The 22,038-nt window shown below is 59.9% G+C and carries 23 protein-coding genes; 15 read left to right on the top strand and 8 right to left on the bottom strand.

Annotation, left to right across the window (positions count from 1 at the left end; genetic code table 11):
* Positions 1-65: 65 nt before the first annotated feature.
* Complete coding sequence (gene phoB / locus PSEUDOMOFG3G_RS22245) at positions 66-755, bottom strand: phosphate regulon transcriptional regulator PhoB (RefSeq protein WP_003177195.1); 690 nt, start codon at positions 753-755, stop codon at positions 66-68.
* A 152-nt stretch (positions 756-907) separates the two neighbouring features.
* On the opposite strand from phoB, the gene PSEUDOMOFG3G_RS22240 reads away from it, so the two are divergent.
* On the top strand, positions 908-1,294 hold the full coding sequence (locus tag PSEUDOMOFG3G_RS22240) for a hypothetical protein (protein WP_076383212.1): 387 nt from the start codon (positions 908-910) through the stop codon (positions 1,292-1,294).
* A 92-nt stretch (positions 1,295-1,386) separates the two neighbouring features.
* Here PSEUDOMOFG3G_RS22240 and ubiA read toward each other — a convergent pair whose 3' ends face one another.
* Positions 1,387-2,277 (bottom strand): 4-hydroxybenzoate octaprenyltransferase, encoded by an 891-nt coding sequence (gene ubiA, locus PSEUDOMOFG3G_RS22235; RefSeq protein ID WP_139048655.1) that lies wholly within the window; start codon positions 2,275-2,277, stop codon positions 1,387-1,389.
* Positions 2,277-2,840 (bottom strand): chorismate lyase, encoded by a 564-nt coding sequence (locus PSEUDOMOFG3G_RS22230; protein ID WP_047226791.1) that lies wholly within the window; start codon positions 2,838-2,840, stop codon positions 2,277-2,279. The genes ubiA and PSEUDOMOFG3G_RS22230 overlap by 1 nt, the downstream gene beginning before the upstream one ends.
* Before the next feature lie 197 nt (positions 2,841-3,037).
* Between PSEUDOMOFG3G_RS22230 and PSEUDOMOFG3G_RS22225 the strand changes: the two genes are divergently transcribed.
* The 3 genes from PSEUDOMOFG3G_RS22225 (at position 3,038) to PSEUDOMOFG3G_RS22215 (ending at position 4,854) form a co-directional block, all read left to right on the top strand.
* Complete coding sequence (locus tag PSEUDOMOFG3G_RS22225) at positions 3,038-3,202, top strand: rubredoxin (RefSeq protein ID WP_047226732.1); 165 nt, start codon at positions 3,038-3,040, stop codon at positions 3,200-3,202.
* A 35-nt stretch (positions 3,203-3,237) separates the two neighbouring features.
* Positions 3,238-4,386 (top strand): NAD(P)/FAD-dependent oxidoreductase, encoded by a 1,149-nt coding sequence (locus PSEUDOMOFG3G_RS22220; protein WP_047226792.1) that lies wholly within the window; start codon positions 3,238-3,240, stop codon positions 4,384-4,386.
* 192 nt (positions 4,387-4,578) lie between these two features.
* A complete protein-coding gene (locus PSEUDOMOFG3G_RS22215; RefSeq protein ID WP_024777879.1) occupies positions 4,579-4,854 on the top strand; it encodes an HU family DNA-binding protein in 276 nt (91 codons plus the stop codon).
* A gap of 192 nt (positions 4,855-5,046) precedes the next feature.
* Here the strand turns inward: PSEUDOMOFG3G_RS22215 and PSEUDOMOFG3G_RS22210 are convergent, their stop codons facing one another.
* Positions 5,047-5,955, bottom strand: coding sequence for a hypothetical protein (locus PSEUDOMOFG3G_RS22210; protein ID WP_139048654.1), 909 nt, complete (start codon positions 5,953-5,955; stop codon positions 5,047-5,049).
* On the bottom strand, positions 5,952-6,650 hold the full coding sequence (locus tag PSEUDOMOFG3G_RS22205) for a hypothetical protein (RefSeq protein WP_139048653.1): 699 nt from the start codon (positions 6,648-6,650) through the stop codon (positions 5,952-5,954). The genes PSEUDOMOFG3G_RS22210 and PSEUDOMOFG3G_RS22205 overlap by 4 nt, the downstream gene beginning before the upstream one ends.
* 290 nt (positions 6,651-6,940) lie before the next feature.
* On the opposite strand from PSEUDOMOFG3G_RS22205, the gene PSEUDOMOFG3G_RS22200 reads away from it, so the two are divergent.
* On the top strand, positions 6,941-7,303 hold the full coding sequence (locus PSEUDOMOFG3G_RS22200; RefSeq protein ID WP_139048652.1) for a hypothetical protein: 363 nt from the start codon (positions 6,941-6,943) through the stop codon (positions 7,301-7,303).
* 238 nt (positions 7,304-7,541) lie between these two features.
* On the opposite strand, the gene PSEUDOMOFG3G_RS22195 is transcribed toward PSEUDOMOFG3G_RS22200, so the two are convergent.
* Positions 7,542-7,901 carry a DUF6124 family protein gene (locus PSEUDOMOFG3G_RS22195; protein ID WP_107323128.1) on the bottom strand — a complete coding sequence of 120 codons (360 nt, stop codon included), beginning with the start codon at positions 7,899-7,901 and terminating at the stop codon, positions 7,542-7,544.
* 391 nt (positions 7,902-8,292) lie between these two features.
* On the opposite strand from PSEUDOMOFG3G_RS22195, the gene PSEUDOMOFG3G_RS22190 reads away from it, so the two are divergent.
* On the top strand, positions 8,293-9,168 hold the full coding sequence (locus tag PSEUDOMOFG3G_RS22190; RefSeq protein ID WP_139048651.1) for a serine/threonine-protein kinase: 876 nt from the start codon (positions 8,293-8,295) through the stop codon (positions 9,166-9,168).
* A 69-nt stretch (positions 9,169-9,237) separates the two neighbouring features.
* On the opposite strand, the gene PSEUDOMOFG3G_RS22185 is transcribed toward PSEUDOMOFG3G_RS22190, so the two are convergent.
* Positions 9,238-9,771, bottom strand: a complete 534-nt coding sequence (locus tag PSEUDOMOFG3G_RS22185) for a cysteine hydrolase family protein (protein WP_139048650.1) — start codon at positions 9,769-9,771, stop codon at positions 9,238-9,240.
* Between the two features lie 273 nt (positions 9,772-10,044).
* The gene (desA, locus tag PSEUDOMOFG3G_RS22180) at positions 10,045-11,229 is read right to left on the bottom strand and encodes a delta-9 fatty acid desaturase DesA (protein WP_076383221.1); all 1,185 of its coding nucleotides are present in this window, start codon (positions 11,227-11,229) and stop codon (positions 10,045-10,047) included.
* Between the two features lie 146 nt (positions 11,230-11,375).
* Here desA and dibA point away from each other — a divergent pair, with 146 nt between their 5' ends.
* The 9 genes from dibA (at position 11,376) to PSEUDOMOFG3G_RS22135 (ending at position 22,006) form a co-directional block, all read left to right on the top strand.
* Entirely contained in the window at positions 11,376-13,283 is a 1,908-nt protein-coding gene (dibA, locus tag PSEUDOMOFG3G_RS22175) for a phosphodiesterase DibA (RefSeq protein WP_139048649.1), read from the top strand.
* A gap of 142 nt (positions 13,284-13,425) precedes the next feature.
* Entirely contained in the window at positions 13,426-13,608 is a 183-nt protein-coding gene (gene oscA / locus PSEUDOMOFG3G_RS22170; RefSeq protein ID WP_047230313.1) for a sulfur starvation response protein OscA, read from the top strand.
* A gap of 51 nt (positions 13,609-13,659) precedes the next feature.
* On the top strand, positions 13,660-14,673 hold the full coding sequence (locus PSEUDOMOFG3G_RS22165) for a sulfate ABC transporter substrate-binding protein (protein WP_047230312.1): 1,014 nt from the start codon (positions 13,660-13,662) through the stop codon (positions 14,671-14,673).
* Between the two features lie 213 nt (positions 14,674-14,886).
* Positions 14,887-15,705, top strand: coding sequence for a sulfate ABC transporter permease subunit CysT (gene cysT / locus PSEUDOMOFG3G_RS22160; RefSeq protein WP_047230311.1), 819 nt, complete (start codon positions 14,887-14,889; stop codon positions 15,703-15,705).
* A gap of 12 nt (positions 15,706-15,717) precedes the next feature.
* On the top strand, positions 15,718-16,587 hold the full coding sequence (gene cysW / locus PSEUDOMOFG3G_RS22155) for a sulfate ABC transporter permease subunit CysW (RefSeq protein ID WP_139048648.1): 870 nt from the start codon (positions 15,718-15,720) through the stop codon (positions 16,585-16,587).
* A gap of 3 nt (positions 16,588-16,590) precedes the next feature.
* Positions 16,591-17,580: a sulfate/molybdate ABC transporter ATP-binding protein gene (locus PSEUDOMOFG3G_RS22150; RefSeq protein WP_139048647.1), complete on the top strand. Its 990-nt coding sequence runs from the start codon at positions 16,591-16,593 to the stop codon at positions 17,578-17,580.
* Between the two features lie 334 nt (positions 17,581-17,914).
* Positions 17,915-19,285: a cytochrome C gene (locus PSEUDOMOFG3G_RS22145; RefSeq protein ID WP_139048646.1), complete on the top strand. Its 1,371-nt coding sequence runs from the start codon at positions 17,915-17,917 to the stop codon at positions 19,283-19,285.
* The gene (locus PSEUDOMOFG3G_RS22140) at positions 19,275-19,787 is read left to right on the top strand and encodes a sorbitol dehydrogenase (RefSeq protein WP_107321448.1); all 513 of its coding nucleotides are present in this window, start codon (positions 19,275-19,277) and stop codon (positions 19,785-19,787) included. Before PSEUDOMOFG3G_RS22145 ends, PSEUDOMOFG3G_RS22140 begins: the two co-directional genes overlap by 11 nt.
* Complete coding sequence (locus tag PSEUDOMOFG3G_RS22135; protein ID WP_139048645.1) at positions 19,784-22,006, top strand: GMC oxidoreductase; 2,223 nt, start codon at positions 19,784-19,786, stop codon at positions 22,004-22,006. Before PSEUDOMOFG3G_RS22140 ends, PSEUDOMOFG3G_RS22135 begins: the two co-directional genes overlap by 4 nt.
* Positions 22,007-22,038: the final 32 nt, after the last annotated feature.

Below are 22,038 nucleotides of genomic sequence, written 5' to 3'. Positions count from 1 at the left end.
CCATGCCAGTTTTGATTCAATTGAACGCGCGTCCTTGTCAGCTTGTCGGGCGGTAAGGGCTCGGGTCAGGCCTTGGTCGAAAAACGATAACCGGTGCCGCGCACAGTTTGTACCAGATTCTCATAGGCATCGCCGAGGGCTTTGCGCAGGCGACGAATGTGCACGTCCACGGTGCGCTCCTCGACATAAACATTACCGCCCCAGACCTGGTCCAGCAGTTGCCCACGGGTATAGGCGCGCTCCTGGTGGGTCATGAAAAACTGCAGCAGGCGGTATTCGGTCGGGCCCATCTCGGCGGGTTTGCCGTCGATGGTCACTCGGTGGCTGATGGGGTCCAGCAGCAGGCCGCCGACTTCAATCGGGGCCTCGCCATCGGTCGGACCGGCGCGCCGCAACACGGCCTTCAGGCGTGCCACCAGCTCCCGAGGGGAAAACGGCTTGGTGATGTAGTCGTCGGCGCCAACTTCCAGGCCCTGGATCTTGTTGTCTTCTTCGCCCTTGGCGGTGAGCATGATGATCGGGATATCACCGGTCAGCTCATCGCGCTTGAGGCGTCGCGCTAGTTCAATGCCAGACGTACCGGGAAGCATCCAGTCCAGCAGAATCAAGTCGGGCTTGCGGTCGACGATGATGGCGTGGGCCTGTTGGGAGTTTTCTGCTTCCATGCAGTCATAGCCGGCCATCTCCAACGCAACGGCGATCATCTCGCGGATGGGCGCTTCGTCGTCGACGATCAGAATGCTCCTGCCAACCATGGGGTAATCCTCTTGTCATTTAACTGTCTTGCGCCGCATTAGATAACGGAATTATTGCAGTCGTGTGACACTTGTCTCGGCACCCGGCAGTGTAGAGGATCCTGGACTAAGCTTTTGAGTCCGATTCCTGACAACTGCAAAAGAAGGTTTCCATGACTTACCTTACCCAATCCATCAAGGCCCTGGGCCTGGCGGTTGCCTTGGTGCTGCCGGCGCTGGCGTACGCGGCTGACGAACCGGCGATGATCAAAGATGGCATGCTGACCGACCACAAGGGCATGACGTTGTACACCTTTGAAAAAGACCAAGGCGGCAAGTCAGCGTGCGTCGCCAAATGTGCCGAGAACTGGCCACCGCTCAAGGCTGAAAGCGCTGCCATGCCCATGGGTAAATGGACCGTGATTACGCGCGACGACGGGTCGTCGCAGTGGGCCTACGACGGCAAGCCGCTGTACACCTTCGTGAAGGACGAGAAAGAAGGAGACAAGACCGGTGACGGCGTAATGGGCGGTGCCTGGAAGGTTGCCAAGCCCAAGTAGCTGATCGGTGCTAAAACGCTTTTGTGGCGGGGGAGCAATCTCTCCGCCACAAAGATTTTCATGACCGTGGGTTCAGCGCTGGGTCAGCGGTCTCACCGCAACGCGTAATCCAGCACAATCCCCACGAAAATCGCCAACCCGGCCCAATGGTTGTGCAAAAAAGCCTTGAAGCAGCGCATCCGGTCCCTGCTGCGGGTGTACCAGAATTCCCAGGCAAAACACCCGGCAGCGGCCACAAGCCCCAAGTGGAACCAGCCGCCCAACTGGAATTTCGACCCGGCCAGCAGCAGGCAACCCAAGGCCAGGCCCTGCAGCGTCAGGATGATCACCCGGTCGGCATCGCCAAACAGAATGGCCGTGGACTTGACGCCGATCCGCAAGTCATCGTCCCGGTCAGTCATCGCGTAATAGGTGTCGTAACCCACCGTCCACAGCAGGTTGGCGATGTACAGCAGCCAGGCCGCCGCCGGCAAACTCCCGGTTTCGGCAGTGAACGCCATCGGCATGCCCCAGGAGAACGCTGCCCCCAGCACCACTTGCGGATAGTAGGTGTAGCGCTTCATGAACGGGTAACTGAACGCCAGCGCCAGCCCGCCGAGGGACAGCAAGATGGTCGGTGCATTGGTGCACAGCACCAGCAGGAAGCTCACGCCCATCAGCACCGCGAAGAACACCAGTGCCTCTTTCGAACTGATCTTGCCGCTCACCAGCGGGCGCTGTTCGGTGCGTTTGACGTGGCCGTCCACCTTGCGGTCGGCCCAGTCGTTGATCACACAACCACCGGCGCGAGTCAGAACCACGCCAAGCACGAAAATCACGATGTTGGCCAGGGACGGCGAACCTTCGCCGGCAATCCACAAGGCCCACAACGTCGGCCATAACAGCAGATAGATGCCGATGGGCTTGTCCAGACGCGTCAGTTGCACGAAGTCCCACGCCCGCGGGTTCAGGCGGTTCAAGGATTTGAGCAGTTGCACGTACATCAGCAATTCTCCGAATAGGCGCGGGCGACGGTCCACAGGCGCGGCAGGAAAATTTCCGCCACCAGCACACTCAACGTTCCGCGATCAAAACGCGAACGGCGGCCCCACAGTTCACGAGCGCGCACCTCAGCCGGCAACCATTGTTCGGGGTAATGGCAAACCTCGATGGCCCGGCGCTGGAACGCCTGGTCGCAAAACAGCAACTCGCCCAGGGAGCGACTGCCCAGCTCGTCCATCTGCAAACCGTCGCCCTGCAACGCGCTACGCGCCGCCACACTGCGGGCAAACACCCAGGCCTCGCCATGGCCGCGCAGATACACCTCGCGTACCCAGCCTTCGCTGCCCTCGGCCAGATCCAGCGCGGCACATTCATCGGCCCGCAAGGGTTGCCAACCTTCGAACAGCGGCGTCACGCTGAAACGCTCATCCGACAGCCGCGTCAGGCGCCGGGTCAGGGACCCTTCGTCGAACAGCCAGTCGAGCACACAGGCGTCAGGGCGAGGCGACAGCAGGGGCTGGGGCAACCATTGGAGTGTAGGAAATATCGAATTTGTATGCGGCACAGAGGTCTTGAATGGCAGCAAATGAGGCCGCGAGCTTACCATGTCGGTTGGCGAATTTGATTCAGCGGGGCGGTCTTAGCGTCGATCATGCTTGCATCTATCGCGACCGATCAGTACAAAACGCCCTGAGCCGGAAGGGGCAGCTTTACATCGACCCAACCATACCGGCAAATGCCGACACCTGAGGAAGTACCTGAATGAAAAAGTGGCAATGTATTGTCTGCGGCCTGATCTACGATGAAGCCCTTGGCTGGCCGGATGACGGCATCGCGCCCGGCACTGCCTGGCAGGACGTACCCGAAGACTGGCTCTGCCCGGACTGCGGCGTGGGTAAATCGGATTTCGAAATGATCGCTATCTGATCGTTTCCTGCATGGAGAGCTACATGGAGAGCAACATGAGTGCACCTGTCGTCATCGTCGGTACGGGCCTTGCCGGTTACAACCTGGCCCGGGAGTTTCGCAAACTCGACAGCGAAACTCCGCTGCTGCTGATCAGCGCCGATGACGGTCGCTCCTACTCCAAGCCGATGCTCTCCACAGGCTTTGGCAAAAACAAAGACGCCGACGGCCTGAGCATGGCCGAGCCGGGCGCCATGGCCGAGCAACTGAACGCCGAAGTGCGCACCCACACCCGCATCAGCGGCATCGATCCGGGCCACAAACGCTTGTGGATCGGCGAAGAAACGGTGAACTACCGCGACCTGATCCTGGCCTGGGGCGCAGAAACCGTGCGTGTGCCGGTGCAGGGTGATGCCTCGGACCTGATCTTCCCCATCAACGATCTGGAAGACTACGCACGCTTTCGCGCAGCGGCTGCCGGCAAGCGCCGGGTGCTCTTGCTCGGTGCCGGGCTGATTGGCTGCGAATTCGCCAACGACCTGATCCTGGGCGGTTACGAAGTGCAACTGGTCGCGCCGTGCGAGCAAGTCATGCCGACCCTGCTGCACCCTGCGGCCGCCGCTGCGGTACAGGCTGGGCTGGAAAGCCTCGGTGCGCGTTTCCACCTGGGGCCGGTGCTCAATCGCCTGCAACGGGTGGCCGACGGGCTGGAGGCGCATCTGTCCGACGGCCAGGTGATCGCCTGCGACCTGGTGGTCTCGGCCATCGGCCTGCGCCCCCGCATCGACCTGGCCGCCGCTGCCGGCCTGGTGGTCAATCGCGGCGTGGTGGTCGACCGCCACCTGAAAACCTCCCACGCCAACATCTACGCCCTGGGCGACTGCGCCGAGGTCGACGGCCTGAACCTGCTGTACGTCATGCCGCTGATGAGCTGCGCCCGTGCCCTGGCCCAAACCCTGGCCGGCAACCCGACCGCCGTGCGCTACGGTGCCATGCCAATTACCGTGAAAACCCCGGTGTGCCCACTGGTGGTTTCGCCACCACCACGGGGCAGCGAAGGCGTGTGGAGCGTCGAAGGGCAGGGCAGTGACATCAAGGCCCTGTGCCGCGACGCCAACGGCAACCTGCTGGGTTACGCCCTGACCGGCGCGGCCGTGATGGAAAAACTGGCACTGAACAAAGAGCTTCCAGCGCTGCTGGCGTAAATGCCAGTCCTTCTGTCGTAAATACCCTGCTTTCGGCGCGACAAAGGCCACCCTGACACTGGCGTCGCCTGCGGCCCCGTGCCATCCTCACTCCCGTCTGCCGCAGAGTAGAGCCTGCGGCGCCTTAGGGGCTGTTTCCATGAGTACAGCCCAGACATAACAACAAAAAAACCGTCAAAAGGGGCTTCATTCATGCGTAAACCAGAACTCGCCGCCGCCATCGCGGAAAAGGCTGACCTCACTAAAGAGCAAGCCAACCGCGTCCTCAACGCCGTTCTCGAAGAAATCACCGGCGCCCTGCACCGCAAGGACAGCGTCACCCTGGTAGGCTTCGGCACCTTCCTGCAGCGCCACCGCGGCGCGCGTACCGGCAAAAACCCACAGACCGGTGAGCCGGTGAAGATCAAGGCCAGCAACACCGTCGCCTTCAAGCCGGGCAAAATGTTGAAGGACAGCGTCAATCCATAATCGCCGCGGGTTCCCCGGTTAGGGGGCAACGGTAGAAAAAAAGGGCATGCCGATTGAGTCGGATGCCCTTTTTTTATGGCTTTGTCCCGAACGTCGAATGCCCCAAACCGCCAATGTGGGAGCGAGCCTGCTCGCGATGGCCGCCTGTTGGTTGGGCGGGGGATTTATCCCCGCTCGGTGGCGCAACCCAGATTAACGCCCGTATACCTTCTGCAATTGCGCCTCTGTCAGCGCATCCTCGAACGGCACCGGCACTGATTTCACCGCGCCGTAGAGGTTGCGATAACGCCAGTAACTGCCGTTGTGGGCCAGTTGATAACCGCGCTCGACCACGCGCTGACCATCGAGCACATAACGCAAGGTTTCCTGAGCGGCTGGCGGTGGGGTCGGCAGCATCAGGTCAGTGGTCAGCACGCGCATCGATTCGTCGATGCACTCGTCCAGCACCGCCGTGACTTGCGTCAGATCCAGGCTGCCATCATCAATGCAGCGGCTGCCGCAACGCCGAATCGGCTGGCTGGTGACTTCGATGCGCATGCGGTACAGCGCCGAACCGGCAATATCCTGGACCTGCACCTGATTGATCAGCACGAAACTGCCGCGATCGGGAGTGAGCATCAGTTTAGGTTCGACCAGTAGGCGCGCGGTCACGGGCCCCGCTCCCTGCTTGAGGCCGGCCGCCAGCGAAGCCTGCTGGAAACGCTGTTGCAGACGTTCCTGCAACGGCACGCCCGCCAACAGGTCGGCCAGCGGGCGCGACTCCTTGGCGGCAGCGGTTTCCGCATCTCGCTGCAAGCTGCCGCTGCCCATCTGGGTATTGATCAGGCTGGCGACCAGCAAACCGGCAAGCCCGGCAGTGTTGCCGGAACTGGCGATCAGATTATGGCTCGACGACGCGGCCTGCTGCGCGGCCTTGGCGTCGACCACAGTGCTGGCCCCCACGAACGCCGGCGGCAGTTGTACATCCACCTTGACCCCATGGGCCTGGACGTAAGTCACCGCCTCTTGCGACTTGAAACCGGCCGGCGGCGCAGGCTTCTGCGCGCAACCGGCCAGCACCAGCAGGGCCAGCGTGCCGGCCGCTAACAGCGCCCGTTTCATTGTTGTTCGAACGGGGTGATCATTTGCTGGCGGCTGGTATCCATCGCCTGGTAGAAGGCGTTGGTCAGATTGGCGTAGTTGGGCTCGTCCCACTCACCCTGAGCGGCCTGCACAACGGCAAAAGGTTTGAACCACAGCAGCTTGTTGTCGGCCAGATCAACCACCATGCCTTGCCCGCCCACCTGGGCCATCGGCACGCTGGTCGGCACGACGCTGTAATAGCTGCGAGTGGCGCCGGTAGCCAGAATGTTGACCAACAACAGGCGATCCACCCCGTAAGTCGCCTTGAGCGGCGTCAGGTCGCGGACCGTGTAGCCTTCGCGGAAACTGACTTCCTTATAGACCTTCAGATCCACCGGCTCGTCGATTCGTTTGGCCTTGTAACCCTTGGCCTGCAACTTGGCGACAATGGCGTCCGGCAGCGTGTTGAGGTCCTTGACTTGCCATTTCTCGACACTGTCGCTGAGCGTGCTGTTAACGCCCTTGTTGATGGCAAAATCCAGAAGACCCTGATTGCCGGTCAGCGCCAGCACAGGCTCCGGCACGACGGTAATCGCCACGCCGATAGTCGGCTCCTTGGCGTCCCAGAATTGATGATCCAGTGGTACTGGCGGTTGAACATGGGCGCAACCGGTGAGCGTGAGGCAGGCGAGTAACGTCAGTGCAGCGAGGGTGCGGAAGGTGTGAAAAGACATGCATCAAGTCCCTATGATTAAAAACGATGCTGTCTGTGTCGGCAGCAATGGTCATAACAATAGTGGCAGATTGATATTTTTCTGCTGAGTTACGGGATGCTCGGGGGAAACTGCAAATTTTGAAGCCGCGTGGAGGTTGTCCGCGTGAATCTATAGGGCGCATACGGGTTTGTGCGGTTCGTTCCGACGGCAGCTACCGGCCAAGAGCGGACTTTTGTAGCAGGCTCCCCTTGTAAGGAAAGTCTCAGGACGTCAGCATAAATCCCACAGACATCCTCAAGTAGGGGCATATGCGTAGTTTTCTTTCAGTGCTTCTCATGGGGGTTAGCACCTTTGCAGTCGCCGGTTACGATCTACATATCAGTCGCAAGAATTTTTGGGCTGACGACTTCGGTCCCAAAATCACCTTCGAAGAATGGCAAGAACATTTGAAAACCGACCCAGAGGTCATCAGGGATGTTGCCAATAGCCCACAAGACTTTATGGTCTCCATATCTGGAGAGTCATTTCCGCTCTGGTATCGCTCAGATCTTGGTGAGCTGTATACAAAAAATCCGACTGACAAGGCGATCTCAAAACTCGAAGAGATTGCTCGCAGTTTGAACGCGAGAGTTCAGGGTGATGATGGTGAGTTCTATCCAGCAGCGCCTTGATTATGCAGTCCTGTCCGGTGGTTAAACACGGCGAATGGTGGTCATTAGGTATGTCCGCTTGAGTCGATAGCAGACGAAGGTCGATAGTCGTTAGTTCTTGTGCCGTTTGCTAGGTGTCTGTAAGTGATGCAGCGAAACAAAATCGCAGCCCAATGATGAGATGAAACAGGTTCGCTTTGGTCAGATGCAAACACACCAAACCCGACGCAAGACGTCGGGTTTGGTATCGGATGGGTTGTTATCGCGGATCGACGTTATCCAGCACCCGATTCGCCAGCAATGAACTCAGTTCGATCAGTTGCTGGACACCGAGGGCGATGTGGCGGCGGGGGCCTTCGAGGTCGAAAGCCAGGTTGCTGATCATCGCGTCGGCGGATGCCAGGTTTTCGCTGAGGTTGGCGAGCAGGCATTCGTTGTCGGCGTTTTTTGCCACGGTGAACAACTGGCCCGGTTTGGATGCCTCTTCGGACTTTTCCGGTTTCGGTAGCAGGTAGTGATCCAAGGCGCGTTTGGCGGCTTCGTCGTGCTTTTTATTTTTGCTACCGGAATGAGTCGAGGTTGGGTCTGTTTCTGGAGGGTTCGGCGTTATCTTGAACATATGCATTTTTCCTTCTAGTAGGCCGCAACCATCTCGCTACTAAACGAAGGGGGTGGCAGCTGTGCGCAAGTTAGTAGACCGGTGGAAAATACATAAAAGCCCGGCGCGCCCGAAGGCGCCATGCGCACAGCCACCATCAAATGCAGGCGACGCCTGACTGATGAGACTCATGCAACCATTATGTATTTCCAACCAGGGCTACTAAACCCGACCACTGATGGGCAGTGGCAGGGAAACGATAGAACCCATGGGCAAGGCGCACAAGCGGGTGGATTCTGGCGTAGTTGTAGGCAAAGGCGCAAGGATGCGTAGCTTGATGGAAAAGGGGTGCTAAATAGGTGGGGCGGGTAGCCATGCCACGAATTCCGCCTTCGCCAATGCGTCTGCTTCGATGGCATCGGGCGAGCGTCGTATCAGCGACATGCCGGAAGTACTCGCAGGTCGCTATCGCCTAGAACGCCTGCTCGGAGCAGGCGGCATGGGAATCGTGTATCGCGTACGGGACCTGCTACACGAACAATACGGTGATCCCGATCCGTACATTGCGTTGAAAATGCTCAGTGAGCAATTCGATGGCTCACCTGACGCGAGCGCGCTGCTCTACAGCGAGTTCGCCCTGAGCAGACGATTGCATCACCCGAACGTGTTGCGTCCATACACCTTCGAAGTGGATGCTGACCATCGACGGGCTTTTATCACCATGGAACTGATGCGCGGCTTGACCTTGGACAAACTGCTTTGCGAGCGGCCGCTGGGTTTGCCCTGGCATGAACTGCACGCCATCGCCGCGCCGCTGCTCGACGCCTTGGCGTATGCCCACAGCAGGGGCGTGCTGCACGGGGACATGAAGCCAAGCAACGTCATGCTCAGCGAGGAGGGGGTGCGTTTGTTCGATTTCGGCTTGGGCCTGGCGCAAGAGGGCCCGTTGAAGGGCCTGCCAAACCTGAGTCGAGACCGCCTCAACGCCTGGACCCCGAGCTACGCCGCCCCTGAGTTGCTTGACGGCGCACCGTTGTCAGAGGGGGCCGATGCCTATGGGGTGGCTTGCTTACTGTATGAGCTGGCGAGCGGCAAACACCCGTTCCGCCGTTTACCTTCAACCCAAGCTCGAGACGCCCGCATGGAGCGCGAACTCAAAGCTCCGCGCAATTTGCCCAGGCGTTGCTGGGCGGCGTTGCGCTTGGCGCTGACGTTTGATCCGGGACAGCGCCGCATTACTGCGGCGCAGTTGCGTGACGCCTTGGGTGCTGAGTCGTCCTGGTGGTAAGTCGGTTGCGAGCAATGTCATGAGCGTGCCGGCAATGCATCTTGTGGCCGGCAAGCCATGTGCATTCCCTTAGTTTCGGCTCTGCTGGAAGCTCCACTCCTCAGCCCGAACTAGTCGGCAGAACGGCCCTTCAAGAGTCGCATTGTGATGAGCAACGATGTCCTTGGCTTTCATCACGGGCGTGTCTGAACAGGTATGGCCTTCGGCGACAAGTACCGCGTCGAAGCCAAGATCACGAGCAGCACGACAGGTGCTATCGACGCAGTATTGGGTTTTCATGCCAGTGATCACCACGCCGGTAGCCCCGAGAGACCGCAAATTCTCCGCCAGGTCGGTCATTTCGAAGGCGTTGGGCCGCCGTTTTTCGAATACCACCTCTTCACCCAGAAGCTTCAGTTCCTGCGCAATCATCGTCAACGGGCTGCCTGGTTCGATTGGAGATCCATCGGGCCCAATGTGGCGCGCGAGAAAAATCGGGGCGCCAGCGTTGCGTGCCTTGTCCATCAGGGTATTCACTGTTGCCAACAACTCTTCGCAGCGCCATGGTTTTTCCGGGCCGTGAACAAGCCCGACTTGGATATCGAGTATCAATAGGGCGTACATGAGTGCATCTCCTTGCGTTTGAGCCAGCGACACAAGGGCGTAAAAAAGGCCCTGTCCATCGCTGGCGGGCCTTTGAAGTTCGTCTGCTATTGGCTCACGATACCTCGCACGCTCCGCTTTCAGCGGTCGTGGTGGTGGTAGTCGAGGTGAGGCAATAATGGGTCATAGCTCGACACTAGCACACAAGGCCCCCAAAAAAAGGCGCTTCCCCACTCAAGGAGAAGCGCCATCTTTTTAAGTGAACAGCATTCCGCCGGCTGGCGGGGTTGCTTATCAGGCCGTTGCAGGCCGTAGCGAGTAGGTCTTGAGCTGGTCAGCGAAGTCGCGCAGGGACTGGATGCCGCTGGCCTCGGCTTCGTGGATCCATTCCTTGATGGCCGCGAGCATGTCGTGGCCGTTGCTGCTGGTCTTGGCCCAGATCTGCTGCAAGGCCAGGCGTTTTTCGTAGATCACCTTCAACGCCTGACTGTGTTCCAACATGCTCTGGATGCGCGCGTGGTGACGCTCATCCAGCAGGCTGGTTTCCCGCGATAACAGGCGTTTGGCCCGGTGGAATTGGTGGCGGACCGAGTGATCGACCTTTTCCAGTTCCTGCTTGACCAGCGGCGCGATGACCAGCCTGCGGTACTGGGCCATGATCTGGAAACGGTTGTTGAGGATCGCCATGGCGGTGTCCATGTCCAGATGCCCCTTGCCCTCGACACGGTGGGCGATCGGCGCGACGCGCTGGACCTTGGCCAGGCGCAGGAAACTGAATACCTGGATCCAGGCCCAGCCCAGGTCGAACTCCCATTTGCGTACCGACAGCTTGGCCGAATTGGGGTAGGTATGGTGATTGTTGTGCAGTTCTTCGCCACCGATCAGGATGCCCCAGGGCACCAGGTTGGTCGCCGCGTCGCGGCATTCGAAGTTGCGGTAGCCCACGGCATGACCCAGGCCATTGACCACGCCCGCGGCCCAGACCGGAATCCACATCATCTGGATGGCCCAGATGGTGATGCCGATGGTGCCGAACAGCAGCAGGTCGATGACGCCCATGATCGCCACGCCCATGAGTGGGAAGCGGCTGTAGAGATTACGCTCGATCCAGTCATCAGGGCAGTTCTTGCCATAGATGCGCAGGGTTTCGGGGTTTTCCGCTTCGGCGCGATAGAGTTCGGCGCCTTTGCGCAGCACGGTGGACAGGCCTTTGATCACCGGGCTGTGGGGATCATCGACGGTTTCGCATTTGGCGTGGTGCTTGCGGTGGATGGCGGTCCACTCGCGGGTGTTCTGCGCCGTGGTCAACCACAGCCAGAAGCGGAAGAAATGTTTGAGGCCGGCGTTGAGCTCCAGGGAGCGATGAGCCGAATAACGGTGCAGGTAGACCGTGACGCCAATGATCGTGACATGGGTCATCAGCAGGGTGACTGCCACCAGTGACCAGGGCGACAAGCCAAGAAAACCTTCGTACCACATAGGCTATAGGGCCCTCGATAAAGATAGAAACAGCCGTTGCATTATCACCTGCCGCACAGATAAAACCAGTCGGCCTTTCAGATAACAGTGGCAGGATGTTTCTTACTCTATAATTCCCACCTCTTTGTGGGGACATGGATCGCCGAATGACCGTCTATCACCGCAGCGCCATGCGTGGAGCGCTGCTTTATCTCGTGCTGTCGGTCGTCTGGCTGCAGCTGGTTGGTTATTTATTGAGCAGCTTTTTCGATCAATCTGCCGATCAGCTTCGCTGGCAGTTGATCAACGGATATGCCTGGGTCCTGGTCAGCGCCGGATTGGTTTTCCTGGCGGGTGTGCGGATATCCCGGCTTTTCGGAACAGGCGAACACCGTGCCGACGGCGAACGTTTGCGCCAGGCCGCCGCCGTCTTCGATTGCACGCGCGAAGGGGTGTTGGTGACGGACCCGAACGGCCTGATCGTGCACGTCAATCGCGCCTTCATGACGATTACAGGGTATGCCCGGGATGAGGTGTTGGGCCGGCGGCCCAACCTGTTCAAGTCTGGCCGTCACGGGGCGGATTTCTACCAGGAGATGTTTGCGTCCCTGGGCAGCCGTGGCGAGTGGAGCGGCGAGATCTGGAACCGACGTAAAAGCGGTGAGATCTACCCGCAATGGCAGACGATCCGCGTCGTTCGCGACGATAACGGTCAGGTGAGCCATTACGTCGCGGTGTTCTCGGACATCAGCGCGATCAAGGATTCGGAGCACGAACTGGCGTACCTGGCCCACCACGATCCGCTGACCGGTCTGCCCAATCGCCTGCTGTTTTCCGATCGCGCCGAGCAGGCGCTGGCGTCGTCGCAGTTGCACAAACGCGGCTGCGCCTTGTTGCTGGTGGACCTGGACCATTTCAAGAACATCAACGACAGCCTGGGGCATCACGTTGGCGATCAATTGCTCAAAAGCGTGGCGGAGCGATTCCGGGGGTTGTTTGCGCCCGGCGTGACCTTGGCCCGGCTGGGGGGCGACGAGTTTGCGGTGCTGGTGGAAAATTGCTCGCAGCCGGCGCAGGCGGCGGTGCTGGCCCAGCGCATTATCGATGCCCTGAAAGAACCGTTACGCCTCGAAAACCAGCTCTTGTTCATCAATGCCAGCGTGGGCATCAGCCTGTTTCCCGGGGATGCCCTCAGCGCGGGGCAACTGCTGCGCAATGCCGACTCCGCCTTGTTCAAGGCTAAGAGTGCCGGGCGCGATGGCTACGCCCTGTATACCGAAGAACTCACCGCTCATGCCCAGCAACGGGTCGAGATCGCCTTCGAACTGCGACGCGCGCTCCAGCAGCAGGAGCTGCGGGTTCATTACCAGCCGGTACACGATCTGGCGACCAGCCGCCTGATCGGTGTCGAGGCTTTGGTGCGCTGGGAACATCCCGAGCGCGGTCTGGTTTCGCCGGCCGAGTTCATTCCCATCGCCGAGCGCACCGGGCTGATCGCCCAAATCGATGCCTGGGTCATGGAGCAGGCCTGTCGACAGATGCGTCAATGGCAGGAGGCCGGGGTGGCGTTATCGTTTGTCGCGGTCAACGTTTCCAGTCGGCTGTTCGCCCGTCGCGAGCTGTACGAACAGGTCGCGCGGGTGCTGCACGTTTCAGGCCTGGACCCGGCCTGTCTGGAATTGGAAGTGACCGAAAGCGCGGTGATGGACGATCCGGAGGTGGCCCTGGAGCAAATGCACCGTCTGCGGGAATTGGGGGTGCGACTGGCTATCGATGATTTTGGTACCGGTTATTCGTCGCTGCTGCGACTCAAACGCTTGCCCGTCCAGAAGCTCAAGATTGATCAGGGCTTTGTGGCCGGGTTGCCGTGGGATGAGGACGACGCAGCGATTGTCCGGGTAATCATCGCCCTGGCCCGCAGCATGGGTATGCAAGTGCAAGCCGAAGGCATCGAGCAGCGCGAGCAGGCAGCGTTCCTGCTGGAACATGCCTGTGGGATGGGGCAGGGCTACTGGTTCGGACGACCCGTTGCCGCGCAGCAGCTGGATTGGGATCGCGCGCCCGCAATCAATTAATTGCCTTTGCACATCGGCTGCTTGTGTTTTTGGTTATATAAAAATTCTTAAATAGTCTTTTTAAGAATATCTACGCCTATCTAGTATTGCTCCTACGCCACAAACGGTGCCGCCCACTTCCAGGCATTCAAGGAGCAATAGCATGAGCGCATCTCTACGCAGCGTTGACGGTCAGGACGAAGCAACTCTGTTGCGCGAGATCCTCAATGCCTTGCGGGACCTTCGTTTTGGCGCGGTGGAAATCACTGTGCACAACGCGCAAGTCGTCCAGATCGAGCGCAAGGAAAAATTCCGGTTGCAGCAGCCGAGCCACAAACCGGGTTGAAGACCAACACTTCACAAACATAAAAAAACCGGAATTCCAGGAGTTTTCACCATGCCGTCAATTCGCCGTTATGCCTTGGCCGTCTTGGCCAGCGCTGTTTTTGCAGGTTCCGCTTTTGCCAAGGATTACGAGTTGCTTAACGTGTCCTACGACCCGACTCGCGAGCTGTACCAGGATTACAACGCCGAATTCGCCAGTTTCTGGAAGAAAGCGCACCCGGACGATAGCGTGAAGATCCAGCAATCTCACGGTGGCTCGGGCAAGCAGGGTCGGGCGGTGATCGATGGCCTGCGGGCTGACGTGGTGACCCTGGCTCTGGCTGGCGACATCGACGAAATCGCCAAGCTGGGCAAGTCCCTGCCGGCGGATTGGCAAACACGCCTGCCGGAAGCCAGCACACCGTACACCTCGACCATCGTTTTCCTGGTGCGTAAAGGCAATCCCAAGGGCATCAAGGACTGGGGCGATCTGATCAAGGATGACGTGTCGGTCATCACCCCGAACCCGAAGACCTCCGGCGGTGCTCGCTGGAACTTCCTCGCCGCCTGGGCCTATGGCCTCAAGGCCAACGGTGGTGACGAAGCCAAGGCCAAGCAATACGTTCAAGCACTGTTCAAGCATGTGCCGATCCTCGACACCGGCGCCCGCGGCTCGACCATTACCTTCGTCAACAACGGTCAGGGCGACGTGTTGCTGGCCTGGGAAAACGAAGCTTTCTTGGCGCTGAAAGAAGACGGCGGCGCGGACAAATTCGACATCGTCGTGCCGTCGTTGTCGATCCTCGCCGAGCCGCCGGTGGCGGTGGTGGACAAGAATGCCGAGAAAAAGGGCAACCTGGAGATCGCCGAAGCCTACCTCAAGCACCTCTACAGCCCGGCCGGCCAGGAAATCGCCGCGAAAAACTTCTATCGTCCACGTGACAAGGACGTGGCCGCCAAGTACTCCCGGCAGTTCCCGAAATTGGACCTGGTGACCATCGACAAGGACTTCGGTGGCTGGAAAACCGCCCAGCCGAAATTCTTCAACGATGGCGGTATTTTCGACCAGATCTATCAGGCGCAGTAAGCTGGGCAGGCCTGAATGAGCTGATTACAAGCTAAGGCCGGACACTGAATCTGTGGCGAGGGGAGTTATCCCCGTTCGGGCGCGAAGCGGCCCCGAATCTGGCATGTCTTTATGCTCAGGTGAATTGAGTCGGCTGCTTTGGGGCTGCTTCGCAGCCCAACGGGGATAAATCCCCTCGCCACAGTTTTTGCGCGTTCTCAACCAAGGACCTTTATGTCGCGTCGCATATCCCCCGTCATACCCGGCTTCGGGCTGACGCTGGGCTACACCCTGGTGTACCTCAGTCTGATTGTGCTCATACCCCTGGCGGCAATGTTCGTACATGCCGCCCAACTTACCTGGGAACAGTTCTGGGCGATCATCTCCGCGCCACGGGTGCTGGCGGCCTTGAAGCTCAGCTTCGGCACTGCTCTGTGCGCGGCGATCATCAACGGTGTGATCGGTACGCTGTTGGCCTGGGTGCTGGTGCGCTACACCTTCCCCGGTCGCAAGATCATCGATGCAATGATCGATCTGCCGTTCGCCTTGCCCACCGCCGTGGCGGGTATTGCACTGACGGCGTTGTATGCGCCGACCGGTCTGGTCGGCCAGTTTGCCACCGACCTGGGTTTCAAGATCGCCTACACCCCGCTGGGCATCACCCTGGCGCTGACCTTCGTGACGCTGCCGTTCGTGGTGCGCACGGTGCAGCCGGTGCTGGCCGATATCCCCCGTGAAGTCGAAGAGGCCGCCGCCTGTCTCGGTGCCAAGCCGTGGCAGGTGTTCCGCCACGTCCTTGTGCCGGCGTTGTTGCCGGCCTGGTTGACCGGCTTCGCCCTGGCCTTTGCCCGTGGCGTGGGTGAGTACGGGTCAGTGATTTTCATCGCCGGCAACATGCCGATGAAAACCGAGATCCTGCCGCTGCTGATCATGGTCAAGCTCGACCAATACGACTACACCGGCGCCACCTCCATCGGCGTGCTGATGCTGGTGGTTTCCTTCGTCCTGTTGCTGCTGATCAACCTGCTGCAGCGGCGCATCGAAACCCCATAAGGAGGCGCGAACATGTCCCAATCGTCTATTTACGCGGCCTCCACCAACGCCGCCCGCCGCGGCAGTGCAACATCGCGGCGAGTCCTGATCGGTCTTGGCTGGTTGATCTTTGCGCTGTTCCTGCTGCTGCCGCTGTTCATCGTAGTCTCCCAGGGGCTGAAGCTGGGCCTGGCGGCGTTCTTTGCCGCAATCTTCGAACCCGATGCCCTGTCGGCGCTCAAGCTCACGGTGATCGCGGTGCTGATCTCGGTGCCGCTGAACCTGGTGTTCGGGGTCAGCGCCGCGTGGTGCGTGAGCAAATATTCATTCCGTGGCAAGAGCATGCTGGTGACCCTGATCGACCTGCCGTTCTCGGTGTCGCCGGTGATCGCCGGCCTGGTCTATGTGCTGATGTTCGGTGCCCAGGGCCTGTTCGGGCCGTGGCTGTCGGATCACGACATCCAGATTGTGTTTGCGCTGCCGGGCATCGTGCTGGCGACGATCTTCGTCACCGTGCCGTTCGTGGCCCGTGAGCTGATCCCGCTGATGCAGGAGCAGGGCACCCAGGAAGAAGAAGCCGCGCGGCTGTTGGGTGCCAATGGCTGGCAGATGTTCTGGCATGTCACCGTGCCGAACATCAAGTGGGGGCTGATCTATGGCGTGGTGCTGTGTACCGCCCGGGCCATGGGCGAATTCGGCGCGGTATCGGTGGTGTCCGGGCACATTCGCGGGGTCACCAACACCCTGCCTTTGCACGTCGAGATCCTCTACAACGAATACAACCACGTGGCCGCGTTCGCTGTGGCGAGCCTGTTGCTGATCCTGGCGCTCTTGATCCTGCTGCTCAAGCAGTGGAGCGAAAACCGAATCAACCGCCTGCGCGCCAGCGCCGCGGAGGAATAAGTCATGTCGATCGAAGTTCGTAACGTCAGCAAGAATTTCCACGCCTTCAAGGCGCTGGACGATATCAGCCTGGACATCCAGAGCGGCGAGTTGGTGGCCCTGCTGGGGCCGTCGGGTTGCGGCAAGACCACCTTGCTGCGGATCATCGCCGGCCTCGAAACCCCGGACCAGGGCAACATCGTGTTCCACGGCGAGGATGTTTCCGGCCACGACGTGCGTGATCGCAACGTCGGTTTCGTATTCCAGCACTATGCCCTGTTCCGCCACATGACGGTGTTCGACAACGTTGCCTTCGGCTTGCGCATGAAGCCCAAGAACCAACGCCCGAACGAAAGCCAGATCGCGACCAAGGTCCACGAGTTATTGAACATGGTGCAACTGGACTGGCTTGCCGACCGTTACCCCGAACAGCTTTCCGGCGGCCAGCGCCAGCGTATCGCCCTGGCCCGCGCCCTGGCGGTGGAGCCCAAGGTGTTGCTGCTGGACGAACCCTTCGGCGCCCTCGACGCCAAGGTACGCAAGGAACTGCGGCGCTGGCTGGCACGGTTGCACGAGGACATCAACCTGACTTCGGTGTTCGTGACTCACGACCAGGAAGAGGCCATGGAAGTCGCGGATCGGATCGTGGTGATGAACAAGGGTGTGATCGAGCAGATTGGCTCACCGGGCGATGTCTACGAAAACCCGGCCAGCGACTTTGTGTATCACTTCCTCGGCGACTCGAACCGCCTGCACTTGGGTGAGGATCGACATGTGCTGTTCCGCCCCCATGAAGTCTCGCTGTCGCGTTCGGAGCTGGAGGATCACCACGCCGCCGAAGTGCGCGACATTCGCCCGCTGGGCGCCACCACTCGGGTGACCCTGAAGGTGGAAGGCCAGAGCGAGCTGATCGAAGCTGAAGTGGTGAAGGACCACGACAGCCTGGTGGGCCTGGCGAAGGGCGAGACGCTGTTCTTCAAGCCGAAGGTCTGGCAGAAAGTCTCAAACCTTTAAGATCAAAAGCATCGCGAGCAGGCTCGCTCCCACAGTGGAATGGGCTTGACCACAAGTCTGTGGGCAACCCAAAAAACCTGTGGGAGCGGTGTCGGCCACAACATCTGCGGCCCAGCCCCAGTCTCCTGTGGGAGCGAGCTTGCTCGCGATGGCGCCCTCACTGACACCCCGAGCCGAATCCGAATAACCCCGCTTGGCCTTGCTTCGATCGGTTCTACTTCTGCACCTGGCCTTGAACCAAACCCTACCTAGACTCTGACTTGCCAGGAGGCAGTAAGAGTCCAATGACGGACCGGTGTTATCCCCTGGCGCCCTGATGCCAAGGAGATAAAGCATGAGAATGGAAGTCAGTCGGCATGGCCCGTTTGGCTGTGCCTTGCTAAGCGTTTTATTGAGCCCATCCGTCAGCGCCACCCCCTCGTTGTCACCGCAGATACCCTTCGATGTCACGGTTGCCGAGGAACATCCCACGCTGGCCAGCCTTCAGCGCGATTTCGATGACCTGTCATGGCAGACCTTCATTGCCTTGAACTGGCCGGCGCTGGACAACGGCAATCCCAATACCGGCACTCCCATCGGCAAACAGGATGGGGCCACGGTGTGGGAAAGCTGGAAAGAGAGCTACCAGATCTTCCGGGCCAAGGGTCAGGCGCCGTTGGCCTGGGACGCGCCGGCGACGATTCCCGAAGCGTGCAAGTCGCTCAAGTCCGGGCGCCTGTTGCAGCAGATGGGCAAGGTGCCCGATGTGCTGGATGAGTTTATCCAGCCTTTCGAGAGCGGCCCGCTGGTGGATCAGAACGGGGCCTATACGCGCAACGAAATCGTGGTCAACCGATCGATGTTCAATTCCATTGTCGACAATGGTCTGTACAGCATCGAAGGCCAGCAGAAGTTTTTTGCCGCAAACCCGACCAACGCCGTGGCTTTCAGTTGCGGCTCGGCCAAGACACAGGACGTCGGCGCGCTGATGGTGAAAGCATCGTGGAAAGTGCTGGGCGCCAATGATCGTCCGCAGGATTTTCACACCGTCGATGCGCTGGTCTATACACCGGGAAACAGCGACCCGAGCAAAGGACCCATTGTCGGGGAGTCGTGCAAGTCCGAACCGGTGGGGTTGGTGGGACTGCACATCGTTCACAAGACCGACAGCGCCGCGCAGTGGGTCTGGTCGACCTTTGAACATGTAAAAAACGTACCCGAACAGACCACCCCCCCGGCCCAACGGGTGGGACCTTATCTGTTCTACAACGCTGCCAGCCAAAGCGATATCAACCAGCCGCCGCCCCGGCCATGGAACCCGGCGGTCAAGGCAACCCCCTCGCAGATCGTGCGTGAGATACCGCTGACCGAAGCCACCAAAACCCTGAACGCCACCTATCAAGCGCTGTTGCGTACGGTCAACCCACAGAGCGTCTGGGCGAACTATCAATTGATCAGTACCCAGTGGCCGTCGGCACCACAGCCCAACTGTCAGATATCAGCCGCCAACCCGCTGGGCAATCCTGCCCCGTTGTTCCTGGCCAACGCCACACTGGAAACCTACATCCAGGGCACCGTGCCCCAAGCGTCCTCCAGTTGCATGGCGTGTCATGGCAATGCGGCAACCCATGTCACCGAATCGCCGCGCACCAGCTTCGCGGATTTCACCTATTTGCTCGAACGCGCGCAGTCCACGACTGGACAAGGAGTCAAGCATGAGCAGTGAACTGGAAAATTTCGTAGGCCTTTCATCGGTCCTGACTGGCATTTCCACTGAGCGATTGGCACCGGCGATCGACCAGGTGGGTTTGCCTCCGCTGTTTCTTGAATTCATCACGCCAAGAATCACGCCTGATGTGCTCAGTACATTGCTGACTCAATACGCCAACCTGGCGGGGGACAATCAATCCCCGGATCAGATCGCCCAAGCGGTATTGATGGACGGAGCGCTACCGGCCGACACGCAGACCGCCAAAGCCGCGCGTTCGATCATGAAGCTGTGGTTGCTGGGCGTCTGGTACCAACCCTATGACGCGGCGAGTTTCAAAAAGGATGAGCAGACGGTGGTGTCCGACCAGGCTTATATCAATGGATGGGCCTGGAAAGCCGCCCAGGCTCACCCTATGGGCTACAGCGAGATGTTCTTCGGCTACTGGAACACGACGCCGCCCAGCCTTGAGGATTACACCGGAGTAGCTGCCAACGCGCAGCAAGGAGCTTCGTCATGAGTACCGAACAAGCAGAGGTGGTCATCGTTGGTGCGGGGCTGGCCGGCAGCATCATCGCTTATCAGTTGGGCATGGCTGGCGTGGATGTGCTGGTGCTCGAATCGGGCCCGGAGATCCCGGCCAATCGTACGCAGTATCTGGAGCGCTTCTACACGGCGACCCTGAAAACCCCGGAGTCGCCCTATCCTCCGGTATCGACCCTGGACACACCGCGCGACCCGACCAAGGAAAATGCCCCGCGGGCAACCATCGCCGATCTGATCCTGGGTTGGGACAAACCGGAAATCAGTTACCTGGTGCAGAAAGGCCCGTTGCCCTTCAACAGCACCTATGAACGGGTGGGCGGCGGGACGACCTGGCATTGGGTCGGGACGTGCCTGCGCATGGTGCCGAACGATTTTCGTCTGAAGAGCAAATACGGCGTCGGGGTGGACTGGCCGATCGGCTACGACGATCTGCAAAGTGCCTATTGCCGGGCCGAGGCGGAAATCGGTGTGTCGGCCAATGTCGCCGACCAGGCTTATCTGGGCATGACCTTTCCCGAGGGCTATTCATTCCCGATGCACAGCATTCCGCTGTCACTGGTTGACGGCAGTTTTGTCAGCGCCGTGACCGGGCAGACGTTCGACGGCTTGCCGCTGGTGGTCAGTCCGACCCCGGCGGGGCGCAATTCCCAGCCCTACGCCGGGCGCCGGGTGTGTGCCGGCAATACCAACTGCACGCCGATCTGCCCGATCCAGGCCAAGTACGACGCCACGGTGACCATGAACAAGGCCCGGGCCACCGGCAACGTCCGGGTCATGTACCGGACCGTGGCCAGCAAAGTGACCGTGGGCCCGGACAAGAACATCAATGGCATCGAATTCATTCAATATCAGCTTGGCGAGGGACCGAAGACGGGAAACGGTGTGGCCATCGGGCAGCGTTACGTGATCGCGGCCCATGCCATCGAAACCCCTAAATTGTTGCTCAACTCCAAGACCCCGGACTGGCCCAAAGGTGTGGCCAACAGCAGCGGGCAGGTGGGACGCAGCCTGTCCGACCATCCGATTTACCTGGCGTGGGGGCTGATGCCGGAAGGCAAGACGGTTTTCCCATATCGTGGCCCGGTGTCCACGGCGGGCATCGAGAGCCTGCGTGACGGTGCCTTCCGCAGCCAGCGAGCGGCATGGCGCATCGAAATCGGCAATGAAGGCTGGAACTGGCCGGTTGGCGATCCTTACGTCACCGTGGCCGATTTTATCGACGGGAAGAACATAAGTCGCACCAATCCATTGCCGGCGAAAGAGACACCGGCGCCGCCCACTGAAGCGCTTTACGGCACGGCACTGATCAAAAAACTCAACGAACTGTTCATCCGCCAGTTTCGGATCGGCTTCCTGGTGGAACAGGTGGAAGACCATCCCGACCAGTCCAACAGCTACATCGTGCCCTCGACGGATAACTACAAGGACGGGCTCGGCATTCTTCGGCCGGAAATCCACTACGACCTGTCCGATTACACCAAGGAAGGTTTCAGGCAGGCGAAGATACTGGCGAGCCACATCATCAAGGACCTGCTCGGCGCCGTGGAACTGACAGCACCCATTGGCAAAGGGACCTTCAACTACAAAGGCGAAGATTACAGCTTCCAGGGCGCCGGACACCTGATGGGGACCTATCGCATGGGCGATGATCCAGCCAAGTCGGTGGTGGACAAATACCAGCGCAGTTGGGACCACAAGAACCTGTTCCTGGTGGGCGATGGCGTGTTCCCCAGCACGGGCACCTCGAACCCGAGCCTGACGATTGCGGCGCTGTCGTTCCAGGCCGGGGACACCGTGGCCAACGACCTGAAGGCGGTGACCATGCAGGTCCAATCCAACATCGCCTGGCAGGGCACTGGAGTGCAGATCAACGGGTTGATACCGCGCGTGGTTCGCTACGTCAGTGGGTTATGGTGTGCCAGCCCGCAGGGCGGCAATGTCGATGGAAAGGGCGGTTCGCGGCACATCGACTACAGCAGCTATGCCTTGCCCGGTGCCGCCGAAGGCGCCTTGATCGGTCGTGTGGGCAACGATGGAACGCCGTTCCTGGTGGGGGATCTGGCGCAGGTTCCGGGCGACCAGCAAGGGGAACTGCAACTGTGCATCAACGATGACCTGACCGGGCAACATGGGTCTGGTTTGAAAGATAACACCGGCGCGCTGACGATACGGGTCGAGTTTGGTGCGCTGTAACTTGAGCGGTAAGGCCTGACTCTTGTGGGAGC

This window comes from Pseudomonas sp. FG-3G (assembly GCF_901007645.1).
In the GTDB taxonomy this organism is placed as follows: Bacteria; Pseudomonadota; Gammaproteobacteria; order Pseudomonadales; family Pseudomonadaceae; genus Aquipseudomonas; species Aquipseudomonas rhizophila.
This window is presented reverse-complemented; position numbering and strand designations above follow the sequence as displayed.